Source organism: Paucilactobacillus oligofermentans DSM 15707 = LMG 22743, assembly GCF_001434315.1.
Taxonomy (GTDB): Bacteria; Bacillota; Bacilli; order Lactobacillales; family Lactobacillaceae; genus Paucilactobacillus; species Paucilactobacillus oligofermentans.
This window is the reverse complement of sequence record NZ_AZFE01000032.1, coordinates 182,660-204,979: the sequence shown is the minus strand read 5'-3', so window position 1 is coordinate 204,979 and position 22,320 is coordinate 182,660. Positions and strand designations below refer to the sequence as shown.

General features: G+C 31.6%; 24 protein-coding genes. 5 read left to right on the top strand and 19 right to left on the bottom strand.

Annotated features, from left to right (window positions below):
* Positions 1-14: 14 nt before the first annotated feature.
* The gene (locus tag FC70_RS08075; RefSeq protein WP_057890489.1) at positions 15-1,538 is read left to right on the top strand and encodes a sodium:solute symporter family protein; all 1,524 of its coding nucleotides are present in this window, start codon (positions 15-17) and stop codon (positions 1,536-1,538) included.
* Between the two features lie 399 nt (positions 1,539-1,937).
* Here the strand turns inward: FC70_RS08075 and FC70_RS09280 are convergent, their stop codons facing one another.
* The 4 genes from FC70_RS09280 to FC70_RS08055 form a co-directional block, all read right to left on the bottom strand.
* A complete protein-coding gene (locus tag FC70_RS09280) occupies positions 1,938-2,552 on the bottom strand; it encodes a heavy metal-binding domain-containing protein (RefSeq protein WP_057890488.1) in 615 nt (204 codons plus the stop codon).
* A gap of 42 nt (positions 2,553-2,594) precedes the next feature.
* A complete protein-coding gene (locus FC70_RS08065) occupies positions 2,595-2,843 on the bottom strand; it encodes a hypothetical protein (RefSeq protein WP_057890487.1) in 249 nt (82 codons plus the stop codon).
* Positions 2,844-2,861: 18 nt separating this feature from the next.
* Positions 2,862-3,974, bottom strand: a complete 1,113-nt coding sequence (locus FC70_RS08060) for an SPFH domain-containing protein (RefSeq protein ID WP_057890486.1) — start codon at positions 3,972-3,974, stop codon at positions 2,862-2,864.
* Positions 3,975-4,290: 316 nt separating this feature from the next.
* A complete protein-coding gene (locus FC70_RS08055; protein WP_057890485.1) occupies positions 4,291-5,067 on the bottom strand; it encodes a (S)-acetoin forming diacetyl reductase in 777 nt (258 codons plus the stop codon).
* 275 nt (positions 5,068-5,342) lie between these two features.
* On the opposite strand from FC70_RS08055, the gene FC70_RS08050 reads away from it, so the two are divergent.
* The gene (locus FC70_RS08050) at positions 5,343-6,170 is read left to right on the top strand and encodes a hypothetical protein (protein ID WP_057890484.1); all 828 of its coding nucleotides are present in this window, start codon (positions 5,343-5,345) and stop codon (positions 6,168-6,170) included.
* Between the two features lie 107 nt (positions 6,171-6,277).
* On the opposite strand, the gene FC70_RS08045 is transcribed toward FC70_RS08050, so the two are convergent.
* Together FC70_RS08045 and FC70_RS08040 are read right to left on the bottom strand one after the other, a co-directional pair.
* Complete coding sequence (locus FC70_RS08045; protein ID WP_197713246.1) at positions 6,278-7,651, bottom strand: MFS transporter; 1,374 nt, start codon at positions 7,649-7,651, stop codon at positions 6,278-6,280.
* Positions 7,648-9,120, bottom strand: coding sequence for an alpha-N-arabinofuranosidase (locus tag FC70_RS08040; protein ID WP_057890483.1), 1,473 nt, complete (start codon positions 9,118-9,120; stop codon positions 7,648-7,650). The genes FC70_RS08045 and FC70_RS08040 overlap by 4 nt, the downstream gene beginning before the upstream one ends.
* 195 nt (positions 9,121-9,315) lie before the next feature.
* Between FC70_RS08040 and FC70_RS08035 the strand changes: the two genes are divergently transcribed.
* Both FC70_RS08035 and FC70_RS08030 read left to right on the top strand, forming a co-directional pair.
* Entirely contained in the window at positions 9,316-10,206 is an 891-nt protein-coding gene (locus FC70_RS08035) for an ArsR/SmtB family transcription factor (protein WP_057890482.1), read from the top strand.
* Positions 10,207-10,295: 89 nt separating this feature from the next.
* Positions 10,296-11,186: an ArsR/SmtB family transcription factor gene (locus FC70_RS08030; protein WP_057890481.1), complete on the top strand. Its 891-nt coding sequence runs from the start codon at positions 10,296-10,298 to the stop codon at positions 11,184-11,186.
* A gap of 52 nt (positions 11,187-11,238) precedes the next feature.
* On the opposite strand, the gene rihA is transcribed toward FC70_RS08030, so the two are convergent.
* From rihA to FC70_RS07975, 12 genes are all read right to left on the bottom strand, one after another.
* Positions 11,239-12,171, bottom strand: a complete 933-nt coding sequence (gene rihA / locus FC70_RS08025) for a pyrimidine-specific ribonucleoside hydrolase RihA (RefSeq protein ID WP_057890480.1) — start codon at positions 12,169-12,171, stop codon at positions 11,239-11,241.
* Between the two features lie 22 nt (positions 12,172-12,193).
* Entirely contained in the window at positions 12,194-12,562 is a 369-nt protein-coding gene (locus FC70_RS08020; protein ID WP_057890479.1) for a hypothetical protein, read from the bottom strand.
* Positions 12,563-12,579: 17 nt separating this feature from the next.
* Positions 12,580-13,764 carry a NupC/NupG family nucleoside CNT transporter gene (locus FC70_RS08015; protein WP_057890478.1) on the bottom strand — a complete coding sequence of 395 codons (1,185 nt, stop codon included), beginning with the start codon at positions 13,762-13,764 and terminating at the stop codon, positions 12,580-12,582.
* Positions 13,765-13,782: 18 nt separating this feature from the next.
* Complete coding sequence (locus FC70_RS08010) at positions 13,783-14,988, bottom strand: iron-containing alcohol dehydrogenase (protein ID WP_235804095.1); 1,206 nt, start codon at positions 14,986-14,988, stop codon at positions 13,783-13,785.
* Positions 14,945-15,592 (bottom strand): DUF6198 family protein, encoded by a 648-nt coding sequence (locus FC70_RS08005; RefSeq protein WP_057890477.1) that lies wholly within the window; start codon positions 15,590-15,592, stop codon positions 14,945-14,947. Before FC70_RS08005 ends, FC70_RS08010 begins: the two co-directional genes overlap by 44 nt.
* Positions 15,593-15,597: 5 nt before the next feature.
* Complete coding sequence (locus tag FC70_RS08000) at positions 15,598-16,290, bottom strand: phosphoribosylanthranilate isomerase (protein WP_057890476.1); 693 nt, start codon at positions 16,288-16,290, stop codon at positions 15,598-15,600.
* A gap of 19 nt (positions 16,291-16,309) precedes the next feature.
* On the bottom strand, positions 16,310-17,266 hold the full coding sequence (locus FC70_RS07995) for a carbohydrate kinase family protein (RefSeq protein WP_057890475.1): 957 nt from the start codon (positions 17,264-17,266) through the stop codon (positions 16,310-16,312).
* Positions 17,267-17,431: 165 nt separating this feature from the next.
* A complete protein-coding gene (locus FC70_RS07990) occupies positions 17,432-18,520 on the bottom strand; it encodes a PfkB family carbohydrate kinase (RefSeq protein WP_235804094.1) in 1,089 nt (362 codons plus the stop codon).
* 130 nt (positions 18,521-18,650) lie between these two features.
* Positions 18,651-19,550 (bottom strand): IS3 family transposase, encoded by a 900-nt coding sequence (locus FC70_RS07985; RefSeq protein ID WP_244912517.1) that lies wholly within the window; start codon positions 19,548-19,550, stop codon positions 18,651-18,653.
* A gap of 50 nt (positions 19,551-19,600) precedes the next feature.
* A complete protein-coding gene (locus tag FC70_RS09520) occupies positions 19,601-19,723 on the bottom strand; it encodes a hypothetical protein (RefSeq protein WP_268871770.1) in 123 nt (40 codons plus the stop codon).
* Positions 19,724-19,752: 29 nt separating this feature from the next.
* Entirely contained in the window at positions 19,753-20,079 is a 327-nt protein-coding gene (locus FC70_RS07980) for a transposase (protein ID WP_235804093.1), read from the bottom strand.
* Positions 20,080-20,167: 88 nt separating this feature from the next.
* Positions 20,168-20,647, bottom strand: a complete 480-nt coding sequence (locus FC70_RS07975) for a transketolase-like TK C-terminal-containing protein (RefSeq protein WP_057890473.1) — start codon at positions 20,645-20,647, stop codon at positions 20,168-20,170.
* Positions 20,648-20,740: 93 nt separating this feature from the next.
* Here FC70_RS07975 and FC70_RS07970 point away from each other — a divergent pair, with 93 nt between their 5' ends.
* Positions 20,741-20,998 (top strand): hypothetical protein, encoded by a 258-nt coding sequence (locus FC70_RS07970; RefSeq protein WP_057890472.1) that lies wholly within the window; start codon positions 20,741-20,743, stop codon positions 20,996-20,998.
* 343 nt (positions 20,999-21,341) lie between these two features.
* Here the strand turns inward: FC70_RS07970 and FC70_RS07965 are convergent, their stop codons facing one another.
* Positions 21,342-22,232, bottom strand: coding sequence for an FAD:protein FMN transferase (locus FC70_RS07965; RefSeq protein WP_338047529.1), 891 nt, complete (start codon positions 22,230-22,232; stop codon positions 21,342-21,344).
* Positions 22,233-22,320: the final 88 nt, after the last annotated feature.

The following is a 22,320-nucleotide window of genomic DNA, read 5'->3' as shown; positions in this document are numbered from 1 at the left end:
GAGGATATGATAATATGGCAAAACAAGGTTTTGGAACATTAAATTGGATTGTATTAATTGTTTACCTAATCGCAATGCTACTGGTTGGTTTGAGTTTCTCGAAAAAAAGTAAAGTTGATTCAGAAAGTTTCTTCAAAGCTAAGAGTAGTAACGTTCCATCATGGGCGGTTGGCTTTAGTATGTTCGCCACCACGTTAAGTGCAATTACGTACATGTCGACACCTGAAAAATCATTTTTGACTGATTGGGCCTATGCATTTGGTAACTTAGCTATTTTAATTACCGCACCAATCATTATTCATTTCTATGTACCCTTCTTCGCCAAACTAAATGTAACGACGGCATATGAATACCTAGAATATCGATTCAATGCTTTTCTCCGGGTCTTCAGTAGTTTATTATTCGTCTTGTTCCATATCGGTCGAGTAGCCATCGTTATCTATCTACCAACCGTTGCTCTCCAATCAATTATTAATGTGAACCCTTATCTGATTGCTACAGTAATTACGGTGCTGTGTATTATTTATACGGATCACGGTGGAATGGAAGGAGTTATCTGGAGCGATGTAATTCAAGGCTTCTTGCTACTGATTGGTGCTGCTTTAATCATCTTCTTTGGAATTAAGTACACCACTGGTGGCTTCCATACCGTAGTTAAAGATACAGTTGATCATCAAAAGATTTTAGCCGCTAGTGACTTCAATTTTAGTCTTGTGAAGGCAACCGTTCCGGTAATTCTCCTAGGACAGATTTTTAACACGTTATATCAATATACGGCCTCACAAGATATCGTTCAGCGATATACTACCACTAGTGATACCAAAAAAATTGGTAAATCAATCTGGACTAACTCGCTATTAGCTATGATTGCTATCCCACTATTCTACGGGATGGGAACAATTCTTTATAGCTTCTATCAACATGGTGGTAACCTACCTACTGGATTTAATACGTCTGCGTTAGTTCCCTACTTTGTATTAACTGAAATTCCAGCGGGGATTGCAGGATTAATCATTGCCGCTATCTTTGCTGCTTCCCAAGCTACAATTGCTTCAAGTTTGAATAGTTCAGCAGCTTGTGTGGTAACTGATTTCCAGAAACGTTTCATGAAGGATAAATCTGATAAAATGAGTATGAAACTTACTCATTGGACGATTATGGTTTGTGGACTCCTTGGATTATTCGTCACCTTAATCCTAATTGCTTATCATAGTAGTGATATGATCGATAAGTACTTAGCATTATTTGGACTATTTGGTGTTCCAATTGCCGGAATATTCGCATTAGGAATCTTTAGTAAACGCGCTAATGGTTTTGGTGCAGTAACTGGCTTAGTAATTACTTGTATTGCTTGCTACTTCCTTCAATTCACTGGTGTTAACGCTCTATTGATTAGTGTCGTTGGATTCTTAGGTAGTATGCTTATTGGTTACATCTGTAGTTTCTTCAAACCTAATAAGAAAGATATTACCGGTTTAACCATCTATGATATCAATGAAAAAGTTAAACAAACTAACCCTGATATTGAGGGTGAATGATAAATAGATTGGATTTAAAAAGTCACAACCACGTTATGTGGTTGTGCCTTTTTGGTATATACAAGTAAAATTTTTATTATAAATAAATACTACGTATTGTTAAGAAACCGATGAAAATTAATTTTATCTAAATCAAAAAAATATATCATTTAGACACAAAAATAATATCATTATTTAGTCTTCGCTACCATGAAACTCATCATTTTCCTGTCGCTGTACCTAAGTATAAGTATCGGTTAAATAAGAAAAAAAAACAATGAATTTTAAAAATATAGCTGCTTTCAACGTAAATTAGATTTTAAAAGGTATGTAATCATAATTAATGATTACATACCTTTTGAATGAAAAATTATTTTAATTTTGTGAATTTTTAAATTATCAATTTATCGTCGTATATAATTATTTAACAATTACCTCTTTATCATTTTTGATTACCACAGCATTTCCATTGGCTGTTACTCCAAATACGTAAGGTAGATATAATGTTCCACCATTAGAGCCAGCCGTTTCTGGATCTAATGTCAAATAATCAAAATCAACACCAATAATTGCATTACAGCCCAACGCATATGCCTGCTCTTTTAACTCAACAAGAGCTCTGCGCCTAATAAAACTAAGATTGCTCATTAATGCATCACCTACGTTGGTGGTACTACTAAATATTCCTTGATGCCCACGATCAACTTGTACAGCATCATCGCCAGAAATATATCCTGAATATTTAACAACACTGTATCCGTCAAAATTAAAACCAGATGTAATTAACATTTCAGCTAATGCTTTGTTTTTTTTATCAGCTTCATTTATAGCTGCCTGTTTTTGATCCATTTCTGATTGCTTTCGAATTTCTTCTTTTGCATTAAAATCTGTAAGTATCGATTCCGCATCATTATCATCTACCACAATGCCTCCAAAAGTAGTAGACGTAGTTTCGTAATCGGAACTTTCCGATACAAACTTACTTAACCACTCAACCGAAACATTACCTTGCCGTGCAAGTTCTTTTAACTTCATTATTAGTTCTCCTAATTTTATTATTTTTGTGTTAACAAAAAATTAAAGGTACTTTCTAACTTCTTGATTATTTGGATCTATGTCTAAAATCAAATTAGCATACATTCTTGCATTTGCTGGATCATTTTTCATTTTATTAAGTAAATTTTCAGCATCACTACCTAATGAGATGTTCGTCTCCTTTTCTTGCTTTTCAGGAATAAATTTAGAATCACAATAGTTACAAATCAAATAGTTATCCTTCATAGAAAAATCACTTGCACCACAATTTTTACATTTAAAATTATCCATTTTGTCTCCCGCTAAATCTTACAAGCCCATTATTTCTTTCTTTTTTTGATTAAATTCATCCTCTGAAATAATATGTTCGTCCAACAATTTTTTAAATTTTGTAACTGCCTGGATTTGTTCATCTAATGTCATCAAAGATTTAATTTCCACATTAGGACCGAAATCTTGCATCATATTCATTCCCATAACCATGCCTGCACCGTCACCCAAACCGTTATTTTGAATACCTTGTGCGATTTTTTGTTGGGCAGCAATATTCGCTGTATTCTGAGAAATATTATTATATGCATTTATTGATAGTCTATCTGAAGAGTATTTCTTAATTATATTTCTGGAATCATCCGAAAATTCGATATTTTCTACACCAACTGAAATAACTTGTATTCCAAATCTGTCACTCCAATTTCCAGTATACCCGGAAATTTCTGAAATACTTTTTGATATTTCACTAGATTTTGACGGAAGTTCTGACACTCTATAAAAATTAGATAATTTATTTAATGCTATTGTAAATGACTGAATAAATTCAGACAAAAGTTGACTTCTTGCAAAGCTGTCATCGAAAGAATACTCATTTACATTTGCAGGAATAAGATTTTGAATAAGGATGGTCGGATTAGTTACTCTCAATGAGAATGATCCGAAAGCTAAGACCTCTAAATCTACATCATAAAACATATCATGATATATCTGTGGCCCTTTTGTGCCAAATTTGATACCTCTAATTTCACGCATATTTACAAATAAAATTTGTCTATTATCTGCGGTTTGTCCTCCAAATTTAAATCTGTCAATTGCCTGTGTAACAATGGGAGTCCGGACACCATCACCATTAAATAAGGATTCCTGTCCATTTTGATATTCGTAACCCCCCGGTTCTATCACAATTTCTTCAATTGAACCCTGATTTAAAATAACAACCGCTGTATTTTCAGGAACATAAATCTTAGACCCATTGCTAATTATGTTAACTGATCCACGACTATTAGTTCCTCGATTATTATTTGACGTTATAAAAATACCTGAACTAACAACCATATGTTCATCAAACTTTCCAGCTGTAATTATGTCTTTCCATTGATCAGCAAAAGTTCCACCTATTGCACCTGAAAATGCTTTTATTAACCCCATATTTTGTTCTCCTACCTGTGTAAACTTATTTTCTTATTATAAGTATTGAATTAAGCAAGTATCATAATTTAAGTATCCCATGTTCAACATAGTTATTCAATCAAATTTGTTTATATTTTTGAAATTCTTGCCACCGTAACTGGCCAAATTTTTATTGTATTTTTTGAAAATAATATTTATTTTTTTATAATCATTACCCTAATAATAACTAAAAAAATAAATTCATCATTGACTCATACAAAAATAGACCCGCAAGTATCACCAAATCAGTGATACTCGCGGGCCTATATTTATATATCTTTTAATATTTTACTGTCTAACTAAATACCATTCCACCATCAATTAGTAATGATTGACCTGTCATGTAGTCTGAATCTGGACCAGCAAGGTAAGCAACACAAGCTGCAACATCTTCAGGTTCTGATAAACGTCCTAGTGCAATATCCTTAGAGAATTGTTCCATTCCCCATTCAAATGACTTACCAGCATTGTCAGCAACTTGTTGAGCAATGTCATTCATCATTGGAGTTTTAACGATTCCTGGACAGTATGCATTAACCGTTATCTTGTCAGGTGCTAATTCTTTAGCAGTCGTTTGCGTAACACCACGAATCGCAAACTTAGTTGATCCATAAACAGTTAAGTTAGGATTACCAACTTGACCTGCTTGGGAAGAAGCATTAATAATCTTACCACCATGACCAAGTTCCTTGAACTTAGCACTAGCAGCTTGGATACCCCAGATAACACCACCAAGGTTAATTGCCAAGGTATCATTTAAGATTTCGGGTGTAACTGTATCAATAGGAGTTGTTGGAGCAACCCCTGCGTTATTAACGATGACGTTAAAATCACCAAAATGTTCTGCAGTCTTTTTAACTGCTTCAAATACTTGATCACGATTAGCAACATCAGCTTCAATTGCCAATGCTTCACCACCATCAGCGTTGATTTCATCAGCTACGTGTTGAACTTTAGCTAAAGTGCGTCCAAGAACTGCAACTTTAAATCCATCATTGTGTAAACGTTTTGCAATGGCCTCACCAATTCCTTGACCAGCACCTGTAATTAATGCAACTTTTTTCTCTGACATTCTAAATCCTCACAATCAAGTTATTTAATTCACAAACTATTATAATAAAATAAATCTGTAAAATCAACTAAAATTAACATTGACTGAAAGTGGCGTTCGTATTTTAGTTATTTTTTCACATACTCATCAATAGTATTAAGAATCCTTAACTTTCATTTATCAGATTATTAATCATGGTAAAATATAACTTAGTGATATGCCTATGTTAGTTCATCCCCGCATACCAATAATAATGCACAATGTATTTATACACTATAATTAATGGAGTTATAACGATGGAAAATAAAACTAATGAATCAATGAGCCGCGAAGAACTACGTAATCAAAAACGTAATCAATTAAATAGCGATCAAGAAGTAACCAGTTATGATGAACCCAAAAAGAAAAAGAAACGTAAACATCGTCGTCACCGTAAGTTTTGGCTTTCCATACTAGCGATTTTTATAGTTATCATCGCCATTTTTATCTGGATTGGTTCACGATCTTCATTGACTGGATCATGGGTAGAAATTAGTAATGCTAATGGTGCAACGTATACCTCAGTCACTGATATTGAAGATTTAAGTACTCTGACAATCAAAAGTGGCAAGTATACTTACACAGCTAATAATGATTCTAACAACGCAACTACAGGAACTTTTGATGACAATAGTTCTGATGGACAAGCCGTGTTTGATTCTGACACAACTAACTACACATTAACCGCTGATAATGATCAAGTTACTTTTACGGCTAGTGGGAGTTCAATTAGTGGTCTTGGTAGTTCAACCGTCACTTTTGTTCGCGTCAACTCATCTGAATACCGTCAAATTAAAGCTAAGATTAAAGAACAAAATAAGACTAGCACTGCAAGTAGTTCGTCAGATACCACCAGTGAATCTAGTTCAACTTCAAATAATATTGGTAATGCTATCAATAATATTAAAGATAAAGTAACTAACAGTAGCTCATCAGATACTACCAGCGAATCTAATAGTGAAGACAGTTCTAGTGTCTCTTCTTCGAGTGATACCGATACAACTGTTGATGATAACAGTAATACGATTGATAATATTAAAAATCAAATTCAAGATTGGATTAATAAATTAGGTTTATCGAGTTAAATATATATTATCATTAGAATAGGTAAAAGAACTCCTTTTAAATTAATGATTTTTGACTAACGTCAATAATCACAGATTAAAAGAGAGTTCTTTTATTTTATAAATAATTATTTTTCTGTTTGAAAAGATGAATTTAGATTTTGTTGTTTAAAATCTTTATCTAGCTTATACATCCATAAAAGCACTACCATAACTACAAATAAGATAATAGGTGCCCAAATGAAACTTACTTTAATTCCTGTCATTGCACGAGTTGAAATTGAATTACCAGCAGCATAATTATAATAAGACAGAATCCATCCTAATAATGCAGTTCCAATTCCTGCTCCAACTTTCTGTCCAAACGAACCACCTGCATAAAGTAAGCCTTCAATTCTTACTTTTGTTTTCATATATCCATATTCAATTGTATCTGGTAATAATGCAAAAATGCCACCAACTAGTAAAGCCATCCCAATACCCTTTACAACTTGTCCAGTTGCGGTTACAACAAAATTATATGGTGCAATTGCATTAATCAAATATCCAATAATATTTAAAACAGCACCTATAATACCAGCGTTTCGCTTACCAATTTTTTCAAATACTTTTGATGTAAATAACAAACAAATAAGTAAGGGTGCTACATTAGCAGCCGTTAATAATCCAACTAATGTACTATCATTGAAAATATATTTGGCGTAATATACTAGTGCTCCAACTTGTAATGCTGATGCAATATTAAACACTATGAAAAACAGTACAACAATGATCCAATATTTATTTGCACAAATTGCTTTTAACTTAACATTCCAAGAAACTTCATCATCTTTAACTTTATTACCTAAATGTACCCGTTCTTTTTGTGATTTAAACACCCACATAAACATCAACATACCAATAATTGAGAATAATGTAAACGTTAACACCCAACCGTGTTCATGTCCACCAAACAAAGCTACAAGAGGAAGCACAGTGTTAGCTACAAATAGTCCACTAGTTTGACCAAAAAACATTCTAAAAAGATTAGCTTTGTCACGTTCATTACGGTTACGAGTGATTAAAGTATTCAATGTACCATAAGGAATCACTACTGCTGAAAAAGAAAAACTTAATAAGTTATAAGAAATAAATACATAAATTAATTTCCCCATATAACCTACATTTGGAATCGTAAATAAAGTAATTGAAAGAATGGCAAAGGCTGGAGACGCCCATAATAACCAAGGACGTGCTTTACCATATTTAGAATGAGTCTTATCAACCGCAACACCCATCACAATATCATAGATTCCATCTAATGATTTTGAAATCAACATTATCGTTCCAATTGCTGCTGCTGCAAGTCCAATTACATCTGTATAGTAAAATACAATAAATGAAGTAATCGCAGACCATGTCAAATTAGTAGCAAAATCACCAACACCGTAACTTGCTTTTTCACCAAAGGATAAAATATGATTTTCATCATCATCTGATTTTAAATTTCCACTAAACATCATTTATTTTTACTCCCTTTTATTTCAAAGCTTAGCGTCACAATTGACATCCTATCCAAATTAACCGAAAGTTTATTATCCATTACCTTATAATTTTCAAAATTAGTTAATGATAAAACTTTATTATCATCAAATGTATTATGTGCATTCATTTTTCTACTATGCAAATCTTTATTATAATTTACATTCCCTAAACTATTAGCAAAAGTAATTGTCACGTTTTGTGATTGTTGATAATCAGTATTACAAATCGATACAATATAATTGCCATCTTTTTTAGAAATCGTATAATTAACCGGATCACCATTATCACTATATGCATCAATTCTTGTTGCCCCTTGATGCCTTTGATACATGTCAAACACATAATATGTCGGTGTCAAAACCATCTTAGGTCCATCGGTTAAAATCATCGCCTGTAGTACATTAACCATTTGTGCAATATTAGCCATATATACTTTATCAGCATGTTTAGCGAAAATATTTAATGTCGTTGCTGCCATTACAGCATCACGCATTGTATTTTGTTGTCTTAAAAAAGCTGGATTTGTTCCTTTTTCCGGTCCTAACCAATCTCCCCATTCATCCACAATCATATCAACATGATGATTCTGATCATATTGTTCCATTCTCTTAGAATGTTCTTCAATAAAATAATCCATTTTTTTTATGCTATACAATAATGAATTCCATTCTTTTTCATCGAAATCTACTGAATCACCTTTATTATTCCATACATCTGTTAAACCATAATGATGAAGACTTAAACCATTCATAAATTGATGAGCATTTTTCATAACCACATCTGTCCAATTGAAATCATCAATATTTGGACCAACACCAATTTTATATAATTCCGGTTGGTTATCATATTTACGAACAAAGGATTGCCATAATCGGTATCTATCTGAATAATATTCAGGACGCATATTTCCACCACCGCCCCAAGATTCATTACCAATACCCAAAAATTTCAATTTCCATGGATCTGGATGTCCATTTTTTTCACGTAATTCTGCCATTGATCCTTTTGACGATAGCATATACTCAAGCCAATCTGTCATTTCTTGAATAGTTCCGCTCGAAAAATTAATATTTATATAGGCTTCACAATCTAGTTGCTTACACAATTCAAAAAATTCATGCGTTCCAAAGGAATTATCCTCAACTGTTCCTCCCCAACTACTATTAATTATTTTTCTACGCTTATCGTATGAACCAACACCCTCTTGCCAATGATAATTATCAGCAAAAAATCCTCCTGGCCATCGTAAAACAGGAATATTTAACTTTTTCAACGACTGAATTACATCAGATCTTATACCATTTTTATTTGGAATCTCACTATTTTTACCAACCCAAACACCACCATAAATTCCTGTTCCTAGATGCTCAGCAAATTGTCCTTGAATATATTTACTAATAACTACATTTGACTCTTCATTATTAATAACATTTATATTATGTTCCATACAAAAATCCCTCGCTTTCAATTATTTAAAGTTAACTTCACAATTAATATAGCGCTTTCAAAACTTTATGTAAATAACTATTTAGTCTTTTTTTAGTTTTTTCAAGACTAACAATAATGATATAGTTATTTAAAGCGGTTGCATTAATGATAATTATATTATATATTTAATAAAAACATTAATCAGGTGTGTATTTTGGAAATTAGTTTAAATCAAGATTCAATACCAATTTTTTCAGCATTAGACAGTTCTGTACGAATTAATATCATCGAATTACTTTCAATTGATAATTTAAATATTTCACAAATTGCAAAAAAAATAAATCTAAGTAATGCTATTACAGTTATGCATGTCAATAAATTAGAAAAGGCAGGTATTATATCATCTCAAAGAAAAGGTAATCAAAGAATTTGTATTCTTAAAATTGATATTATTAATATCATCTTTCCCCATCAAATTTACTATCCATTTAAAAAAGATAGCTTTGAGATTCCAGTAGGTCAATTCACTAATTTTGATATCACGCCTACTTGTGGACTTGCAAAAAAAGATGGTTTTATAGGTAAAGTAGATAATCCAAATTATTTTATGGTACCTGAACGTTATCAAGCTCAAATGATTTGGTTCTCTGACGGTTTTATTGAGTATCAAATACCAAACTACCTTGAATCAATAAATGAACTAAAAATGATTGAGATAGTTGTCGAATTAGGATCAGAATTTCCATTTTCAAATAATAATTGGCTATCTGATATCACGGTTTCTATCGATAATCATGAAGTTGGAACATGGACCAGTACTGGAGACTTTTCAGATACTCGCGGTCGTTATACTCCAAAATGGGTTTACAATGATATGAATCAGTACGGAACATTAATTACGTTCCGTATTTCAAAATATGGAACTTTTATTAATGGTAAACGTTCATCAGATTTACTAATCTCTGAAGTTAATAATTTAAAAAATTCTTGGAAATTAAAATTTGAAGTTAAAAAAAATGCACAAAATGTTGGTGGCTGTACTATTTTTGGTAAAGGTTTTGGAAATCATAATCAAGATATATCTACTACCCTTTATTACGATTGATAAATCTATTGACGGCTTTTAATTTATATCAATGAGTCTCTTTTATGTTATTCTAAACATAATACGGTTTAACTTAAGGAGTAATCATCATGGAATTAGATATCAGTAACGACTCATTACCAGTTTATAAAGCCTTAGCAAGTGATGTTAGATTAAAGATAATAGAATTGTTATCTAACGAATCTATAAACGTAAAAGAATTAGCAATAAGGTTAGGATTAAGTACTACCATCACCCTACGTCACCTGCAAATTTTAGCAGACGCTGGGATAATTACTTTTAAAAAAGAAGGGCACAGTAAAATATCCAAAGTTAAAATTGACTTAATTAGTATTAGATTTCCTCAAAAAATATATTCTCCCTTCGAATTACATGAATCTGCTATTCCAGTTGGACAATACACAGATTATTCAGTTCAACCAACCTGTGGATTAGCTGGTCGAAAAGATTTTATTGGAAAAGTTGATAGCCCTAGCTTTTTCATGGATCCAGATAGATTCAAAGCCCAAATGCTTTGGTTTTCTAAAGGATTTGTCGAATATCAAGCTCCTAACTTTTTAACTAATGAAGATAATCTTGAAATGTTAGATTTATCAGCAGAATTGGGATCAGAATTTCCATTTTCAAATAACGTATGGCCTTCTGATATTACCTGCTACATTAATGGTAAGGAACTATGTACCTGGACAAGTCCTGGAGATTTTTCTGATATTAGAGGTAAATATACTCCATCATGGGTTCCAGACAACGTCAACCAATATGGAATTTTAAAAACATTCAGAGTCACAAAAGATGGTACTTATTTAGATGGACAACCTGTATCAGATATAACTTTAGATGATATTAACATAACCACCCCCAGTATTAAAATACGTTTTGCAATAAAAGACAAAGCTAAAAATCAAGGTGGTTGCACTATTTACGGTCATGGCTTTGGAAACTATGATCAAGACATTAAATTAAGCCTATATTACAGTTAAAAATAAAAAGGATGTTTAAATTCTAAATTAGAATTTAAACATCCTTTTTATACTAATTAAACGTACGAAGTGCGTCCATTATTAATTTAATAAATTTATCACGATCAATATCTAATAATACATCAGTATTTTTACTTTTCCCTGTTAATTCATAATAATCACAAACTGTTTCCCCCATGGTAATTCCACCTTTATTCTCTACATCTACATTCATTAACTTACTTTCGAACATTTCTGGATTAATAAGCCAAGCTATAGTACATGGATCATGTAATGGAGCACCTTTAAATTCCCACTTAGGATCTTCATGATACAATTCAAAGAAATTTAACAATCCATAAAATGCATGTGCTACAGGATTTTTTATATCATCAATATTTTTAATTTCTTCCTTTAAAATTTGAGCCTTGTGGGTAACGTTTAGTGGTGCCATAGTCAACGGAATTCCTGAATTCATGACAATCTTTGCAGCATCTGGATCAACAAAAATATTAAATTCAACTGATGGCGTCCAATTCCCCAATCCCATTGCACCACCCATGTAAACAATTCGTTCAATTTTTTCTGATAATTCAGGATAAACACGTAAAAATAATGCTGCATTTGTCATTGGACCAGTTACAACTAATGTTACTTTTTCATTAGATTCTTTTAACGTTTTTGCAATTAATTCAATAGCCGTCATATTTTGAGGTTCAAAATCAGGATCAGGTAGTTCTGCTCCATCCAACCCCGATTTACCGTGAACATTACCTGCAGTTTCTAATGGTTTAACAAGTGGTGTCTTGTTTCCACCAGCAACCGGAATGTCTTGCCTTTTCATTAAAGTTAACATTCTCATTGCATTATTCAATGTTTTATCAGGAGTTTGATTACCTGCTGATGTTGTCACTGCCGCTAGTTCAATTTCTGATGAAGTAACAGCTAGCATCATAGCAAGTGCATCATCATGTCCCGGATCACAATCTAAAATTATTTTTTTCATTAGTATTCTCCTACGTATATAGTCATTTAATAACAACTGGAATATCTTTTTTTCTAACTAAATAAAGGCACATAATACACAAAACAAATCCAATTAAACACATAAAAATTAGTATACCGCCATACAAAGTTTTATAATTTGTTATTCCAACAATAATATTACTTACAAATCCAATTCCATAAACAACATTCACAAAATATCCTAATTGTTTTGCAAATCGCTTTTGTTTATACAATCGATATATCATTAATCCATATAACGCTACAATAAATATAATTGATTTAAACAGTGCATCATTATTTAACCCTGTATTCAGAAAACTGTTTGTAATGGCAAAAAGTATAACTATTAATAATGATGTTAATATTATTTTTATATTCTCAATTTTCATGATACTACCTCACATCACTAGAAATACATTCCAACAATAGTTCCTGTTAATATTGATGCCATTGTTGCGCCTAATAATAATTTTAATGAAAATTTAGCAACGTATCGTCCTTGTTCAGCGCTAATCGACTTAATTGATCCGCTAACAATTCCGATTGTTCCGAAGTTTGCAAATGATACTAAATATGCTGAAATAATCGCAGTTGCTTTTGTACTTAGTGTACCTGCAACAGAATGTAATGTTCCCATTGCAACAAATTCATTAGTAATTAACTTAGTTGCCATCAAACTCCCAACTTTAACAATATCATGCGTTGGAACTCCCATTAAGAATGCAATTGGAGCAAATACATATCCAATTAAGTCTGTAAAACTTATCCCAATAATTGCAATAAAAGTGTTATTCAAAAATGTAACCAATGCTACAAATCCGATTAACATTGCCCCTACAGTAATAGCAAGATGGAAGCCGTCAACAATATATGTTCCTAAAACTTGGAAAAATGGTTCATCATTTCCCTTTGAAATTTTAACTAATTCATCATCTTTCTCAGTTTCATACGGATTTACAATTCCAGATATAATTAGTGCTGAAAGAATATTCAAAAATACCGCAACTACAACAAACTTACCTGGAACCATCTTCATATATGAAGCTAGCATTGCTGCTGAAACAGCACTCATTGCAGAAGCACAAATCGTATATAGTCTTTGTTCATTTAACTTTGGAATTTGATCTTTAACTGTTAAGAAAACTTCTGGTTGGCCTAAAATAGCCGTTGAAACAGCAAAGTAACTTTCAAGTTCTCCCATTCCAGAAACTTTATTAAGTGCCCATCCTGTCCATTTAATAATAAATGGAAGTACTTTAATATAATTTAATATCCCAACTAACGCCGAAATAAATACAATTGGCATTAAAACATTTAAGAAAAATACTGATCCACCCGGTTTAATTGCAAAACCACCGAAGACAAAATCTACACCCCCTGCAGCCTGTAACATTAACCAACTAAAGAAAGCAGAAATACCTTTTAAAGCATTAATTCCACCAGATGTGTGTAAGCAAATAAATGAAATAATTAGTTGAAGTACAAACAACTTACCAATTGATTTATATCTAATCTTTTTTCTATCACTACTTACTAACCAGCCTATACCAAAAACAAGTGCTAATCCTGTTAATAAAAATACAAAGTTCATAATTAATCGCCTCTTATTTTATTGTTTTCCATAATCTTCTAAAAACATTTTTACATTACTATTATTCAAATTAACGGGAGTATTACTAGCAAATCTCTCATTAACGATAGCGTTTACATTTGTTTCTAACTCTTTTTTTGATATTTTATAATCACTAAATGAATGAAGTCCTATTGTTTCATCTCGAAATTTTTTATATGCTTTTTTTGCTCTACTAATTTTTTCATCAACTGATTCAGTTTCTAAATAAGTAACACCTAAAATTTGCCCTATCTCACATATTTTTTCTGGTAGTTCTGTTTCTACTAGATCAAATACTCCAGGTAATCCATATGCTACAGCCTCACCATGAACAATATGATACTTTGAACCTAAAATATGTGCAGCTGAATGGCCAATATTTGTACCCGCATTGTTTAACATCCAGCCTGCTAAAGTTGATGCGACCATAACTTTTCTTCTTGCATTCAAATTATGACCATCATTAACCACTACGGGTAGATAGTTATATAACAAAAACATTATTTTTTCGCATATAGCATCTGTCACTGGAGATGATAACTTAGATAGATATCCTTCCGCAGCATGTGAAAAAGCATCAAGACCCGTTGCAATTGTCATATTTTGAGGAAGTCCCAATGTTAGTTGTGGATAAAGTACTGCGTACTCACTTAGAGCATAATTTGCCAAAATTGCAATTTTTTTCTTAGATTCTGTATCAGTTAATACAAGAGCATTTGACATCTCACTACCAGTTCCTGAAGTTGTTGGAACTGCTATTAATCCTGGGCATTCCTTAATATTATCTTTTTCAATCTCATAATCTAAGATCGACCCACCATTTGTTCTAACAATATTTATTCCTCTGGCAACATCAATTGTGCTTCCACCTCCAATTGCAATCAAACTATCACAATTAGCATCCTTAAATTTTTCGACACCCTTATTTATCAAACTTACTGGTGGATCAGGTACTATTTCATTAAATGAATTAACGTCAATATTATATTTTGTAAAATTACTAATTACATTTTGAACAACATCTAAACTTTCAATAAACTTATCAAAAACAAACATCGGTCTTTTATAATTACTATTATTCATAATATCTAGTAACGTATCATTTAAATTATCAGTATCAATAACTTTTACTTTTTGTATTAATTTATATTCAATCAAACTAACTATTCCTTTCTGTAAATAACTTTTCTTTAAATATGCCACTTAAAAATTGAATGGTCGGACCAGTTGTAATGGCCGTAATTATTGTTATAATTCCAAATTTACCACCAAGTATTATTCCAACAATTACTAAACAAACGTCAAACGTTATTTTACTTCTCCTAATGCTCCATCCTGATTTATCTCTGATTGTCATCATAAAGCCATTAAATGGATCAATTCCTATATCTGCAGCAACAAACATACTTATACCGAGATAATAAAGTGAAATCCCACAAATAGCACCTAATCCACTTGTAATGATATACATATTTTTAAATATCATCGGATAAATATTTGACCCAATCGTAATAAATAATCCGTATGGAATTAAATACATAGCCGTTCCAATATTTACATAATGCCTTCCAATTAACAGTAAAATTACAATTAGAACAATATTTACAATATTTGATATATATCCTAACTTAATAATTGGTATATTAAATGCTACTCTCAATCCATCATAAATTATTCCTACTGGATCATTTCCTAGTCCAGTATTATTATTAAAGGCTACTCCAATACATACGAGAAAAATCCCTGTAATCGCTAATATTATTTTTTTTATACTTATTCTTGACTGAGATTGTTTCTTTTGACTCATTTAAATTACAAACCTAGCTTTTCTGCAGCTTCATCTGCTCTCTGGCAGAATAAGCGAACTTTCTCGATATCCTTTTCCATATTTCCACCATCATATTTAATACTTGTTTTTGTCAACGAATCTACACCATATGGCTTAATCTTTGCAATTGCCTCAGCGACGTTATCTGGTCCCAGTCCACCTGCTTCAATAACTGGAACGTCAACTTCCTCAACAATTCGTGCATCAATATTCCAATCATGTGTCAACCCACTTGCACCAATACCAGTATCGGGAGCTAAGCCGGAATCTAAAAGAATAAAATCAACAAATGGAGCAAAATTTTTGGCACGCTGGATTGCTGATTCATTATCCACAAGTACAGCTTGCATTAATTTTGTATCGGGAGCTACTTCCTTTAATCTCTTTGCAAATTCAGGAGTTGCATCATAACCATCACCAGCAATATGCAAAATATCAGATTGTACCTCTTCAGCTAATTCCAACATTTCCTCTGGATCATTTGTTAGCATAATAGCAACCGTAGTAACGCCCCTTCGTTTAGCTTCATCAAAAATCTTATGAACTCTGTCAATTGGAACTCGATGTGCAGGAACGCCACCTTTTTGCATTGGTACTAGTCCAATATTGTCTGCACCTGCTTCCATTGTTGCAACGCTTTCTTCGTATTGAATTAGTGAATAAATTTGTTTTTTCATTTTAATTTCCTCTTTCTTTTTATACTGCAATTGAAATGCTTGATAGTTTATTTTTTAGCTTATTAATATTGATATCGGGTACAGAATTTGAACTCTCTAATGCAATACTAGAAGCAGCTTGTGCAATTCTTCCAATCTCACCTAATTGTCTGGTCGGATCATCAAAATAACTCCAAGTAATAGCAGCCATCCCACAATCTCCAGCCCCGTTTGCATTTACAATGTCGGTAACAAACGGATGAATAATAACCTTTTTTTTGTTATTAGCACATAATATTCCATTTATACCTAAAGAAATAAATACATTTTTAACACCAAAATCTAATAACTTTTGTGCAGCTATTTTTGCGGTTTCATCATCTACAATTTCAATTCCTGTCAATAATGATGCTTCTAATGCATTTGGTTTCAATAATGTAATTTTATCTAGAATACCAGAAAAATGTTCCGCCTTAGCGCATGATACCGTATCACCAAATAATGGAGACGTAACATTCTTACCAATCCAATCTAATGTTTCTTTTTGTAAGTTAGCGTCTAACAGACATACTTGAGCATGATTAATAAATTCTAATCTGGTATTTAAAAAATCAGGTGTTATTTTCTTACAAATATCCATATCATTGACACCGACTAACATATCTCCAGTTTCATCTGTTATATACATATACGTTGAGGAACGTTCATTTTCTTCCAAGGATGCATAATCAAGCCTAATATTATTTTTATTACATTCTTCTTGCAATAACCTACCGTTATAATCATTTCCATAAGCTGTTATCAAGTAAGTTGGCACATCTAATTTTGCAATATTATGTGCAATATTTTGACCAACTCCTCCTGCAGCCATACCCACAACTCCAGGATTTGAATCCCGATTAATAACTTTTTTATCTGGCATTCCAAAAATATCCATATTCATTCCACCAATTACGACAACGTAGCCATCATTGATTTTAGTAATATTGTTCGCCATGATATAAAACCTCCTGGTTTTTATAAACATTTGTTTGTCGACGTAAACATTTGCTTAATTAAGAATATAACCCACATTGAAAGCGCTGTCAATATTTTTTGTGCGTTTTTTCACTAAAAAATAATACAAAAAAATAGTCCTTTAAAAAGGGCTATTTTAAGTAACCTATAAATCATTTAGTAACTCTTTATCACTTATCCTATTACTAACAGAATCTATACTTTTACTAGTTATATTAGCAGCTTTATATCCCAATTGTGCTGTTTTGCAAAAATCAAGGTTCATTCTATTAGCTAAGACTAAGGCTGCGGTAACTGAAGCCCCCATGCCATTAGTGTTCTCTCGATTATCAATATTATTTTCAATAAAGCATTTATTGTCTTTAGAAGCATATAACATTCCATAATTTTCAGTATAAATAAATACGTTTTTAACACCTTTAGAAATTATTTTTTCAGCATTCTTAATTACATCATCTTTATTTTTAATTTCTTTGCCCGAAATAATCGGAGATTCAACCCCGTTTATAACTAATGTATCAATTCTATCTAATAAAGTTAATAATCGTTTCGTTTTTAAAATTGATACTGCTTTTATATATATTGATCCTTCATAGTTATCTAAAATCCACTTAATACTATCCTCAGGTATATTAGTATCAACAATTACTTCATTAGCATTTTTTATAATTTCCATTCTTTCAGATAAAAAACTTGGTGTAATAAAATTATTAATTTCCATGTCATCTAATCCTATCACTCGATTTCCTGATGTATCATTAATATAAATATAACTAGAAGTTGCTGTATTACTAAATTGCTTTGAATAGGTTATGTCTAATTCATTCTGTCTTGAATCTTCCCTAAATTGATTTCCACTAAAATCGTCTCCATAAGCTGAAATTAAGTAACTATAAATATTAAGTTTCGTCAGATTTAAAGCTATATTTCTCCCAATTCCACCGGTTGAATGTATTACTTTTCCAGAATTTGATGTAGTTGTCATTATTTTTGAATTGGAAATACCAAATATATCAGCATTAACACCGCCAATTACAACAGCATATTTTTTTGGAGAAACAACATAACCTTTACCCTGAATATAACCTTTTTTCATTAAACTAGAAATATGGGCTGCTATTCCAGATCTTGAGATACCTGCTAGTTTACTTAATTCATCTTGATGTATCATTGGATTTTGCTTAATCCACTGTAAAATCTGGTATTCACGGTCAGTAATTTTTTTATTATTCATTATTTCTCCCACAAAATATAATTATTGTCATTTTAATGTCACCTTTAATATATCACAACCAGTTTTCAAATTAATAAAATAAGCCATCGATAATGAAGTGCAACAGAAAAGTTAGACAAAATTAAATAAGTTATGCTGCTAAGGTATGTTTCCGATATTCACATGGGGACATACCTTTTGTTTTCAAAGAAATTCTATAGTTGTTAAACAAATCAATATATTCACTAGACACGCTAATTAGTTCTTCCAAGCTTTGACAAGCAGGCAATCCAAATAAACATTCCGTCTTGTATAGATGAAAGAAACTTTCCATTGGCACATTATCATGACAATTTCCTTTACGAGACATACTTTGAATAAAATTATTATTTTTAATTTGTTGCATATAATAATCCAATTGATACTGCCATCCTTGGTCTGAATGAATAATGGGGTTTACATCAATTGGCATATTAGATATTAATTCGTTTATAGTATTTGTGATTAGTTCACGACTAGGACTATTACTTACTTGAAATGCTAGAATTTCTTTACTTGCTTCATCAGTTACAGCTGAAATATACGCCCAAATTTTATCATTAAGCTTGACTTGAGTTATATCAGTATGAAGTACTTCGTACGGTTTATTGGAACTAAAATTTTGTTTTAAAATATTATCGGCTATTGTACCGACGGTACCTTTATAGGAAGAATATTTTCCGTTTTTGTGATGATTATATAACGAAACCTGTACACCCAATTGATTCATTAATTTACGAACAACTGAGTCAGCGACGTGAAACCCATCTTCAACTAAAAGTTTTTGCACTCGACGATAACCATAGGTTAAGCGTCCACGGCATTTACCTATTTCTACAATTTTCATAATTTCACGTTTCAAATCATAGTACTTGTCTTCGGTATTGTTAATTCTTTTTCTTTCATCATGATATGTTGCTTTTTTTAAATTGACAGCTTTAAGTATATCTCCAATTTTATACCGATCTATTTTTGGTAATTTTTCTTGATCAGACCTGATCTCATCAACTATTTGCGTTTTACGTCGCCCTTTGAAGGTCCGAACAGGGTCATAGATTTTTTTTAAATATCATTCTCCAATTTTGTATCATATAATTCTTGATTTTTTCTGGTTAGTTCAGCTCTTAGAGCATCAATTTCACTTTTATTTTGTAATTTTTGTACTTGTTTCTTTGTCTTTTTCATCTTAGCTGGCCTACCTTTTGTACGAGGCTTTAAAGACCAATTCCATCACGATTAAACTTAGTTCGCCACATACTTATTTGGCAAGCTAAAATATCATATTTAATGGCCACTTCAGTTAAAGATTCCTCATGAGTTTGGTAGTAGTCTATCACATTCAACTTAAATTCAGTAGAAAACACTCGTTTTCCTTTACGACGTTTTACAGTAGAAATTCTACCCAAATGAAACTTTTTAATCCAAGTATTGACTATATTTCTTGGTAGATCATATTTTTGGTCTAGAAATGCGCCGATAACATCATTATTTAGATGTTCGTTTATTATCATAGATTTTAATTTTGAATCATATTTTACCATAAAAAAAGTACCTCACAATCATTAGACTATTTGTCTAACAATTATGAAGCACTTCATAATTACCAATGACTTACTAAAAACATTTAATTTACAATGAATTATACGTATCTACAACTTTTTGAACAGTAAATCCATAATTTGAAATAAGTTCATCTGCACTACCACTCATTCCAAATTTATATACACCCATACTAACCCCATCTAATCCTACATACTTTCCCCATCCAAATGTTGATTCCATTTCAATTGAAATTCTTTTAGTTAGATTAGGCGGTAATACACTATCTCTATAACTCTTAGATTGATTATTAAACAATTCTTGGCTAGACATAGATACAACATCTACATATTTGCCAATTTTGTTAAGTTCATTTTGAGCATTTATTGCCAATGAAACTTCTGAACAGGTAGCAATTATTAAACCATCCGTTTTCTCATTTTCAGGCGATTTAGAAATAATATAACCACCTTTAGTTATACCTTCTTTAGCCAATAAATTGCTATTTTCTAATATTGGCAAATCTTGTCTAGATAATACTATTGTAGTTGGACCTAGTTTCCTACTCATTGCTATATTCCATGAAACAATTGTCTCATACGCATTAGCTGATAATCGTACATTTGATATTACCAACCTTGATTTGAATAAAGAATTAGTTTAATGACATTCTTGAGATGCTTCTGTAATTCATCAAGAGGTGATGATCTGACAATAGATGCAGCGGTCGAACACTTTAAAGTTACCTATCAACAAGTACTTTTATGGGTATTTAAAGCCAAAGAAACTGGATACGAAGAATTAGTCAAATTGGTTGAAGACGGAATTTATTATTTTAACCATCTAAATCGTTCAGCAATAATAAATATTCAAATTTATAATATTTCAACTGTCAACTTGACATGTCCTAATGCATTATAATGATCTTCTTTTGTTAGTTCAAATTGTTTAAGCGGCTTATTTTTTTATATTTTCCTACAGATAATAGTCTTTTCATACGTCTTCCAACTCCTTGTTCTCTAACAATTCTATCCCATGAAGACACTTGACTGACAGAGATGTGAAAACGAGCATCAGTTAACTCACTACTTATTTGCTGTGTAATGGACATACTTCTACCACTGTGAGCTTATAGGTTTTCGGATATCGTATTCTGGTATATTTAACCTGTTAAATCAAACAAATAAAAACTATTATAGATTTAATTTTAAATTCTTTACATAAGTCTTTATAGCTAATACCACCTTTTCATTATAATTATGAACTAATTATTTAAATAAAATGTTTCAGTTAATCCACTTGTTATTTCTATATGTAAATCACGAGTAATAAAAACTGCATCAATACCTGCTTGAGCCTCAATTAATTTTTTACCTTCATCTATTCCTTTATAAAAAGCTATTGTAGACCAAATTTCTCCAACAATTGATTTATCACTAATAATTGTCACACTTGCTAAATCATTTTTAATAGGATATCCTGTTTTTGAATCAAGCATGTGATGATATTCATTACCGTCAACAACTAATTTCCGCTCATAAATACCGGATGTGCCAACTGATTTATCTTGTAATTTTAGTATTCCCAATGGTACGTTTCTTGCCTTAAGCGGATTTTGTACACCTATTTTCCAAATCCCGTTTTCATGCTCACTAGTCCCAACTAATAACACATTACCACCTAAATCAATAATACCAGACTCTACTCCTTTTGATTTCCAAAATACTTTAAGTTGATCGGCAATATATCCTTTTGCAATCCCACCTAAGTCCAATTCCATTCCCGCTTGCTCTAAAAAGACTGTGTGTTCAACGTCATTTAACATAATTTTTTGGGGACTAATCACCTCTAAACATTTTTTTATCTCATCATCTGTGGGTTTACTAGCACCTTCAAATCCTATTTTCCAAAGTTTTACTAATGGACCAATTGCAACATTAAAGCCTAAATTTCTTTTACTTATTTCGACAGCTTTCTTAACTAATATATATGTGCTTTTAGAAACCCTTACCGAGTTTTTACCGGCACAATCATTTATATTCATAATTTCAGAATCTTTTCGATTAACTGTAAGCCTATTTTCAAAGTCTATAATTATTTGGTTTGTTTCCTTCAAGAATTCTTTGTTAAATGGATAATTAACAGATAATGTAATTTTTGTACCTAATCCATAAAATTTTTCACTAATTAAACTAATTTAACTTCACCACTTTTTTTATTTATTTGTGTCAACAGTTATCTTT

Coding starts and splice junctions, on each gene's coding strand:
- FC70_RS08075 (WP_057890489.1), top strand. CDS start 15: ATGGCAAAACAAGGTTTTGGAACATTAAATTGGATTGTATTAATTGTT.
- FC70_RS09280 (WP_057890488.1), bottom strand. CDS start 2,552: ATGAAGTTAAAAGAACTTGCACGGCAAGGTAATGTTTCGGTTGAGTGG.
- FC70_RS08065 (WP_057890487.1), bottom strand. CDS start 2,843: ATGGATAATTTTAAATGTAAAAATTGTGGTGCAAGTGATTTTTCTATG.
- FC70_RS08060 (WP_057890486.1), bottom strand. CDS start 3,974: ATGGGGTTAATAAAAGCATTTTCAGGTGCAATAGGTGGAACTTTTGCT.
- FC70_RS08055 (WP_057890485.1), bottom strand. CDS start 5,067: ATGTCAGAGAAAAAAGTTGCATTAATTACAGGTGCTGGTCAAGGAATT.
- FC70_RS08050 (WP_057890484.1), top strand. CDS start 5,343: ATGGAAAATAAAACTAATGAATCAATGAGCCGCGAAGAACTACGTAAT.
- FC70_RS08045 (WP_197713246.1), bottom strand. CDS start 7,651: ATGATGTTTAGTGGAAATTTAAAATCAGATGATGATGAAAATCATATT.
- FC70_RS08040 (WP_057890483.1), bottom strand. CDS start 9,120: ATGGAACATAATATAAATGTTATTAATAATGAAGAGTCAAATGTAGTT.
- FC70_RS08030 (WP_057890481.1), top strand. CDS start 10,296: ATGGAATTAGATATCAGTAACGACTCATTACCAGTTTATAAAGCCTTA.
- rihA (WP_057890480.1), bottom strand. CDS start 12,171: ATGAAAAAAATAATTTTAGATTGTGATCCGGGACATGATGATGCACTT.
- FC70_RS08020 (WP_057890479.1), bottom strand. CDS start 12,562: ATGAAAATTGAGAATATAAAAATAATATTAACATCATTATTAATAGTT.
- FC70_RS08015 (WP_057890478.1), bottom strand. CDS start 13,764: ATGAACTTTGTATTTTTATTAACAGGATTAGCACTTGTTTTTGGTATA.
- FC70_RS08005 (WP_057890477.1), bottom strand. CDS start 15,592: ATGAGTCAAAAGAAACAATCTCAGTCAAGAATAAGTATAAAAAAAATA.
- FC70_RS08000 (WP_057890476.1), bottom strand. CDS start 16,290: ATGAAAAAACAAATTTATTCACTAATTCAATACGAAGAAAGCGTTGCA.
- FC70_RS07995 (WP_057890475.1), bottom strand. CDS start 17,266: ATGGCGAACAATATTACTAAAATCAATGATGGCTACGTTGTCGTAATT.
- FC70_RS07990 (WP_235804094.1), bottom strand. CDS start 18,520: ATGAATAATAAAAAAATTACTGACCGTGAATACCAGATTTTACAGTGG.
- FC70_RS09520 (WP_268871770.1), bottom strand. CDS start 19,723: ATGAAAAAGACAAAGAAACAAGTACAAAAATTACAAAATAAAAGTGAA.
- FC70_RS07980 (WP_235804093.1), bottom strand. CDS start 20,079: ATGGTAAAATATGATTCAAAATTAAAATCTATGATAATAAACGAACAT.
- FC70_RS07975 (WP_057890473.1), bottom strand. CDS start 20,647: ATGAGTAGGAAACTAGGTCCAACTACAATAGTATTATCTAGACAAGAT.
- FC70_RS07970 (WP_057890472.1), top strand. CDS start 20,741: ATGACATTCTTGAGATGCTTCTGTAATTCATCAAGAGGTGATGATCTG.